General features: G+C 73.2%; 4 protein-coding genes. All 4 read left to right on the top strand.

Annotated elements, in window-relative coordinates; all coding sequences use genetic code 11:
* Positions 1-145: 145 nt before the first annotated feature.
* The 4 genes from ACFVZH_RS32510 to ACFVZH_RS32525 all read left to right on the top strand — a co-directional run bounded on the left by ACFVZH_RS32510 (position 146) and on the right by ACFVZH_RS32525 (position 7,829).
* Complete coding sequence (locus ACFVZH_RS32510) at positions 146-1,828, top strand: thiamine pyrophosphate-binding protein (RefSeq protein WP_384903002.1); 1,683 nt, start codon at positions 146-148, stop codon at positions 1,826-1,828.
* Positions 1,829-1,926: 98 nt separating this feature from the next.
* The gene (locus tag ACFVZH_RS32515) at positions 1,927-5,652 is read left to right on the top strand and encodes an ABC transporter ATP-binding protein (protein ID WP_384903004.1); all 3,726 of its coding nucleotides are present in this window, start codon (positions 1,927-1,929) and stop codon (positions 5,650-5,652) included.
* Between the two features lie 206 nt (positions 5,653-5,858).
* Positions 5,859-6,284 (top strand): hypothetical protein, encoded by a 426-nt coding sequence (locus tag ACFVZH_RS32520; RefSeq protein WP_384903006.1) that lies wholly within the window; start codon positions 5,859-5,861, stop codon positions 6,282-6,284.
* 99 nt (positions 6,285-6,383) lie between these two features.
* Positions 6,384-7,829, top strand: a complete 1,446-nt coding sequence (locus ACFVZH_RS32525) for an aminopeptidase (protein WP_384903008.1) — start codon at positions 6,384-6,386, stop codon at positions 7,827-7,829.
* Positions 7,830-7,950: the final 121 nt, after the last annotated feature.

A 7,950-nucleotide genomic window follows, 5' to 3' on the forward strand; every position in this document is an offset into this window, starting at 1 on the left:
CACATCGCTCATTCTATGCTCCCAGTCTCGGCGCGCCCTGGGGGCGTGCGCGGGCCGGCCGCCCTCGCCCGGGGGGGGCGGCGGGCCCGCCCCCCCCCCCCCCCCCCGACCGTACGGCCGCCGACCGACCAGCCAGGGACGTCCCATGACCCACGACCACGACCTCGTGCTGCGCCCCACCCCCGCGCAGACCGCCGCCGCGCTCGACCCGCCGAAGGGCCGCACCGGCGGCGACCTGGTCATCGAGACCCTCTCCGGCCTCGGCGCGGCCACCGTCTTCGGTCTCCCCGGCCAGCACGCCCTGGGCATGTTCGACGCGCTGCGCCGCTCCTCCCTCCGGTACGTCGGCCTCCGCGTCGAGAACAACGCGGGCTTCGCCGCCGACGCGTACGGCCGGATCACCGGCGAGGCCGCCCCGCTGTTCCTCTCCACCGGCCCCGGCGCGCTCATGTCGCTGGCCGCGCTCCAGGAGGCGGCCGCCGCCTCCGCCCCGGTCCTCGCGATCGGCAGCCAGATCCCGGCGGCCGGGCTCGGCGGCGGCCGGCACGGCTACCTCCACGAGCTGCGCGACCAGCAGTCCTCCTTCCGGGACGTCGTGAAGTCCGTCCACACCGTCCGTACGCAGTCCCAGATCCCGTCCGCGATCGCGGCGGCCTGGGAGTCGGCGCTCACCGCCCCGCACGGGCCGGTGTGGGTGGAGATCCCGCAGGACGTGCTGCTCGCGCCGACCACGCTGCCCGTGGTCACGGCGATGGACGCGACGCCCGAGGAGGCCGCGCCGCGCCCCGAGCTGACGGCCGTCGCGGCGGACCTGCTGTCGAGGGCGGCCCGGCCGGTGATCATCGCGGGCGGCGGAGTCGTACGCTCCGACGCCTCCGGCAAGCTGCGCGCCCTGGCGGAGCTGATCGACGCGCCCGTCGTCACCACCTTCGGCGGCAAGGGCGCCTTCCCCTGGGAGCACCCGCTCTCGCTCCAGTCCTGGCTGGAGGACCGGCACACCACCGACTTCCTGGAGGACGCCGACGTCCTCCTCGTCGTCGGCTCGGGCCTCGGCGAGCTGTCCTCGAACTACCACACCTTCGCCCCGCGCGGCCGGGTGATCCAGATCGAGGCCGACGCCGGGAAGCTGGAGTCCAACCACCCGGCGCTCGGCATCCACGCGGACGCCCGGCTCGCCCTCCAGGCCCTCCTGGAGACGGCCGAGCGGCGCACGGACCCGACCGCGTCCGAGCGGGTCGCGGCCGTCCTGGCCAAGGTCCGGGAGCGGATCGCCGCCCAGGACCTCGGCCTGGAACAGCGGGTCGTCGCGGCGGTCCGGCAGGCGCTGCCGGACCGGGCCCCGAGCTTCTGGGACATGACGATCCTGGCGTACTGGGCCTGGTCGGCCTTCGACGCCCGACGCCCGAACACCATGCACTCCGCCCAGGGCGCCGGCGGCCTCGGCTACGCCTTCCCCGCCGCCCTCGGCGCGGCCGTCGCCGACCCGGCGGGGCCGGTCCTCGCCGTCTCCGGCGACGGCGGCGCGATGTACTCGATCGCCGAGCTGGCCACGGCGAAGCAGTACGGCCTCGACGTCACCTGGCTGATCGTCGACGACGGCGGTTACGGCATCCTCCGCGAGTACATGACGGACGCGTTCGGCGAGACCACGGGCACCGAACTCGCCCGCCCCGACTTCGTCGCCCTGGCCGAGTCCTTCGGCGTCCCCGCCACCCTCACGTCCCCGGACACCCTGGCGTCGGACCTGGCCGAGGCCCTGGCGGCCCCCGGCCCCTCGGTCGTCGTCCTCCCCGCCCTGCTGCGGATGTTCGAGCCGACCCACCTGTGACGCCCCGCCCCGCCGCCGGCCGATTGTTGCGGCGGGATGAAATCGCACGTCGGCCGTGTTGGGTCTTCCGGTAGAGAAGGACGAACGGGAGGCCACTCGTGGCAGCGGTCGGGCGGGAACAGCAGGGGTGGGCTCGGAGGCTGGCCGGGTACGCGTGGCGGTACAAGGCGAACACGCTGCTCGCGCTGGGGTCCTCCCTGGCCGGCATGGCCGTGCTCGCCCTGGTGCCGCTGCTGACCAAGGTGATCATCGACGACGTGATCGGGACGAAGACCCGGGACCTCGGGGTCTGGACCGGACTCCTGGTGGGCGCCGCGGTCGTCGTGTACGTCCTCACCTACATCCGCCGCTACTACGGCGGGCGCCTCGCCCTCGACATCCAGCACGACCTGCGCACGGACATGTACCGGACGATCACCCGGCTGGACGGGCGCCGGCAGGACGAGCTGTCCACGGGGCAGGTCGTCGGACGGGCCACCAGTGACCTGCAGCTGATCCAGGGCCTGCTGTTCATGCTCCCGATGACCATCGGGAACTTCCTGCTGTTCTTCATCTCGCTGGCGGTGATGGCCTGGCTGTCGCTGCCGCTGACCCTCGTCGCGCTCGCCGTCGCCCCCGCCCTGTGGTTCATCGCCAAGCGCAGCCGCACCCGCCTCCACCCGGCCACCTGGCACGCGCAGCAGCAGGCCGCCGTCGTCGCCGGCGTCGTCGACGGGGCCGTGACCGGCGTGCGGGTCGTGAAGGGCTTCGGGCAGGAGGACCAGGAGACCGGGAAGATCCGCGAGGCCGGGAGCAAGCTGTTCGCCGGGCGACTGCGGACGATCCGGCTGAACGCGAAGTACACCCCCGCCCTCCAGGCCGTCCCCGCCCTCGGCCAGGTCGCCGTCCTCGCCCTCGGCGGCTGGCTCGCCTACCGCGGGCAGATCACCCTCGGCACCTTCGTCGCCTTCTCCTCCTACCTCGCCTCGCTCGTCGGACCGGTCCGGATGCTCGCCATGGTCCTCACCGTCGGCCAGCAGGCCCGGGCCGGCGTCGACCGGGTCGTCGAGCTCATCGACACCGAGCCGGTCATCGAGGACGGCACCAAGGAACTCCCGGCGGACGCGCCCGCCACCGTCGAGTTCGACGACGTGTCCTTCGCGTACGAGGACGGGCGCCCCGTCCTCGACGGGTTCTCCCTGGAGATCCGCTCCGGCGAGACCGTCGCCGTCGTCGGCGCCTCCGGCTCCGGCAAGTCGACCGTCTCGCTCCTCCTGCCGCGCTTCTACGACGTCACCCACGGCGCCGTCCTCGTCGGCGGCCACGACGTCCGCGAGCTCACCCTCGACTCGCTGCGCGCCGCCGTCGGCCTCGTCCCCGAGGACTCCTTCCTCTTCTCGGACACGGTCCGGGCCAACATCGCGTACGGCGTCCCCGACGCCACCCAGGAGCAGATCGAGACCGCCGCCCGCGCCGCCCAGGCCGACCGGTTCATCGCCGAGCTGCCCGAGGGATACGACACCCGGGTCGGCGAGCACGGCCTCACGCTCTCCGGCGGCCAGCGCCAGCGCGTCGCCCTCGCCCGCGCGATCCTCACCGACCCCCGGCTGCTCCTCCTCGACGACGCCACCTCCGCCGTCGACGCCAAGGTCGAGCACGAGATCCACGAGGCCCTGAAGTCGGTGATGGCGGGCCGCACGACCCTGCTCATCGCGCACCGCCGCTCCACCCTCGGCCTCGCCGACCGGATCGCCGTCCTCGACGGCGGCCGCCTCTCCGACATCGGCACCCACGAGGAGCTGGAGGAGCGCTCCGAGCTCTACCGCCGTCTCCTCACGGACCCCGACGAGCTGGGCGCCGTCTCGCCCGGCCACGCGGCCGCGCCGGCCGAGCTCCCCGAGGACCGCACGCTGCGGGCCGAACTGGACGCCGAATTCGACGCCGAGCGGGGCATCACCCCCACCCTGTGGGTACGGGACGCGGCCGCCGACCGGGAGAGCACGGCGCCCGGCGCCACCCCCGAGCTGCTCGCCGCCGTCGCCGCCCTGCCGCCCGCCGCCGACACCCCCGGCATCGACGAGGCCCGGGCCGTCTCGCCCGAGGACGCCTACGGGCTGCGCCGGCTGCTCCGCGGCTTCGGCGCCCCGCTGCTCATCAGCCTCGGCCTGGTCGCCCTCGACGCCGGCGCGGGCCTGCTGCTGCCCGTCCTGATCCGGCACGGCATCGACGAGGGCGTGAACCGGCTCGCGATCGGCGCGGTCTGGGCGGCCTCCGCGCTGGCCCTGGTCACCGTGCTCGTGCAGTGGGTCGCGCAGACCGCCGAGACCCGGATGACCGGCCGGACCGGCGAGCGGGTGCTCTACGCGCTGCGTCTGAAGATCTTCGCCCAGCTCCAGCGGCTCGGCCTGGACTACTACGAGCGCGAGCTCACCGGCCGGATCATGACCCGGATGACGACCGACGTGGACGCCCTGTCGACGTTCCTGCAGACCGGTCTGGTCACCGCCTTCGTCTCGGTCGTCACCTTCTTCGGGATCATGGTCGCGCTGCTGGTGCTCGACCTCCAGCTCGCCCTGGTCGTCTTCGCGACGCTGCCGGTCCTCGCGTTCGCCACCTACTTCTTCCGCCGGTCGAGCGTGCGGGCGTACGAGCTGGCCCGCGACCGGATCAGCATCGTCAACGCCGACCTCCAGGAGTCCGTCTCCGGTCTCCGCATCGTGCAGGCGTTCCGCCGCGAGGACTCCGTCGCGGACCGGTTCACCGCCCGCAGCGAGGAGTACCGCGCGGCGCGCGTCCGCGGGCAGTGGCTGATCTCGGTCTACTTCCCGTTCGTCACCCTGCTGTCCTCGGGGGCGGCCGCCGCCGTCATGGTCGTCGGCGCGAACCGCATCGAGGCCGGCACGCTCACCACCGGCGCCCTGGTCGCCTACCTCCTCTACATCGACCTCTTCTTCGCCCCCGTGCAGCAGCTCTCGCAGGTCTTCGACGGATACCAGCAGGCCGCCGTCTCGCTGAAGCGGATGCAGGAACTCCTCCAGGAGCCGACCTCCACGGCCGCCGCCGACGCGCCGCTGGACGTGCTGTCGCTGCGCGGCGAGATCGCCTTCGAGGACGTGTCCTTCGGATACGGCCCCGCCGACGCGGGCGAGGAGGCGCTCACCGGCATCGACCTGCGCATCCCGGCCGGGCAGACCGTCGCCTTCGTCGGCGAGACCGGCGCGGGCAAGTCGACCCTGGTCAAGCTGGTCGCCCGGTTCTACGACCCGACGGGCGGCCGGGTCACCGCCGACGGCACCGACCTGCGGGACCTCGACCTCGCCGCGTACCGCCACCGGCTCGGTGTCGTCCCGCAGGAGACGTACCTCTTCGCCGGGACGATCCGCGACGCCATCGCGTACGGCCGCCCCGCGGCGACCGACGCCGAGGTCGAGGCGGCGGCCCGCGCGGTCGGGGCGCACGACATGATCGCCACGCTCGACGGCGGCTACCTCCACGAGGTCGCCGAGCGCGGACGGAACCTGTCGGCCGGTCAGCGCCAGCTGATCGCCCTCGCCCGCGCCGAACTCGTCGACCCCGACATCCTGCTCCTCGACGAGGCCACCGCCGCCCTCGACCTGGCCACCGAGGCCCAGGTCAACCAGGCCACCGACCGTCTCGCCGGCCGCCGGACGACGCTCGTCGTCGCCCACCGCCTGACCACGGCGGCCCGCGCCGACCGGGTCGTCGTGATGGACCACGGCCGGGTGGCGGAGGACGGCACCCACGAGGAACTCCTCGCCCTGGGCGGGCAGTACGCGGAGCTGTGGAGCACCTTCATCGGGGAGCCCCAGCCCGAGCGCGTCTGACCGCGCGGGACGCACCCGAACGCGGCCGGCCGGCCTCCTCCCGGCCGGCCGCGGCCGTTTCCCGGGGCGCCCGTCTCCCACCCCCGTTCCGTCCCCCCTCTCGCCGTCCCGCGCAGGACGCCGCCGCTCCCGTCACCCCGGAGGCAACCATTCCGGCGCGGGGTGCGTCGTATGCCCGTACGGCGATTCACCCGGGAGGGGAACCCATGACCACGGACCCGACGCCCGAACGCCGCCGCCGCGGCGGCCGACGGCTGCTCACCCGTGGGCTCGCCCCGCTCCTCGCCGCCCTCGCGCTGCTCCTGCTGCCCGGTCCGGGACCGGGCGCCGGGACCGCCGAGGCCGCGTCGGTCTGCCACGGGCGGCCCACCAGGACCTATGCCTTCGCCACCGGCGAGCTGCGCGTCTACCGGACGCGGCACTACGTCTGCGCCGTCACCGTCGCGAAGCGGCCCGGCGCCCGCCGGCCGATGACGGTCTCCCTCCAGCCGCGCGGCGGCCGCCCGGCCGTCCGGGCCGGACGGTTCGACCGGCAGACCGGGCCCGTCACCGTCCACGCCCTCAACCGCTGCGTCCGCGCGTACGCTTCGGTGGCCGGGATCGGCAGGGCCACGGGCTGGATCCTGTGCTGATACGCAGGAAAGTCCAAGGGTAAGGACCAACTGGGTCTGGCGGTCCACACGTTGCCCCCGCTAGGTTCGCGACACCGTTGTGAACCAAGTGGAGGACGAATGCGCAAGTCGCTCAGATGGCTGCTGTCGCTTTCGGTGCTCATAGGCACCGTCGGCTCTACCGGCGTGGCCACCGCCGCGGACACGGAGACCGGCAGCACGTCCGTCGCCGACTCGCAGAGCACGGACATCAAGGACCGCATCCTGGCGATCCCCGGGATGAGCCTGATCGAGGAGAAGCCGTACGCCGGCTACCGCTACTTCGTCCTGGAGTACGTCCAGCCGATCGACCACCACCGCCCGTGGGCGGGCACGTTCAAGCAGCGGCTGTCGCTCCTGCACAAGGACACCGGCCGCCCCACCGTCTTCCGCACCAGCGGATACGGCCTGAGCACCACGCCGAGCCGGACCGAGCCGACCCGGATCATCGACGGCAACCAGGTCTCCATGGAGTACCGCTTCTTCACGCCGTCCCGTCCGCAGCCCGCCGACTGGTCCAAGCTGGACATCTGGCAGGCGGCCAGCGACCAGCACCGGATCTACACGGCGCTGAAGAAGATCTACGGCCAGAAGTGGCTCTCCACCGGCGCCTCCAAGGGCGGCATGACCGCCACCTACTACGAGCGCTTCTACCCGCGCGACATGGACGGCGTCGTCGCGTACGTCGCCCCGAACGACGTGGTGAACAAGGAGGACTCGGCCTACGACCGGTTCTTCGAGAACGTCGGCACCAAGGACTGCCGCGACCGCCTGAACGCCATGCAGCGCGAGGCACTGGTCCGCCGCGAGCCGCTGGAGAAGAAGTACCAGGCGTGGGCCGAGTCCGAGGGCGCCACCTTCAACACGGTCGGCTCGCTCGACAAGGCGTACGAGGCCGTCGTCCTCGACTTCGTCTGGGGCTTCTGGCAGTACTACGGCCAGGACGTCTGCGACCAGATCCCGGACGCGGCGACCGCGAGCGACGACACCGTCTACGAGACGATCGACGCCTACTCCGGCTGGTCCGCCTACACCGACCAGGGCCTGGAGTACTACACGCCGTACTACTACCAGGCCGCGACCGAGCTGGGCTCGCCCACCATCAAGCAGCCGCACCTGAACGGTCTGAGCCGCTACGGCTACCAGCCCGCCAGCAGCTTCGTGCCGCGTGAGATCCCCATGAAGTTCAAGCCGCAGGTCATGCGGGACGTCGACGACTGGGTCCGCAAGAACGCGAACCACATGCTCTTCGTCTACGGCGGCAACGACCCCTGGGGCTCCGAGCAGTTCCGCCTCGGCAAGGGCGCGCGCGACAGCTACGTCTACGTGGCGCCGGGCGCCAACCACGGCGCCAACGTCGCCGGGCTCGTCGAATCCGAGCGCGTGAACGCCACCGCCCGCATCCTGGCCTGGGCCGGCGTCTCCGCCCCGGCCGTCCAGGCGGCGCAGCCGCTGGCGCGCTTCGACGCCCGCCTCGACGCGCCGGTCGACGAGGACGCGACGCGGGAGCACGGCCTGCGGCCGTAGTTCCCGCAGGCCGGGGGTGGGGTGCGTCCGACGGGCGCACCCCACCCCCCGGGCAGCCGTACCACAGCCCCTGGCCGACCGGGTAGATCCCCATAGCCGGGGCGTCCGCGCGCAGCACCCG

This window comes from Streptomyces sp. NPDC059534 (genome assembly GCF_042743475.1).
In the GTDB taxonomy this organism is placed as follows: Bacteria; Actinomycetota; Actinomycetes; order Streptomycetales; family Streptomycetaceae; genus Streptomyces.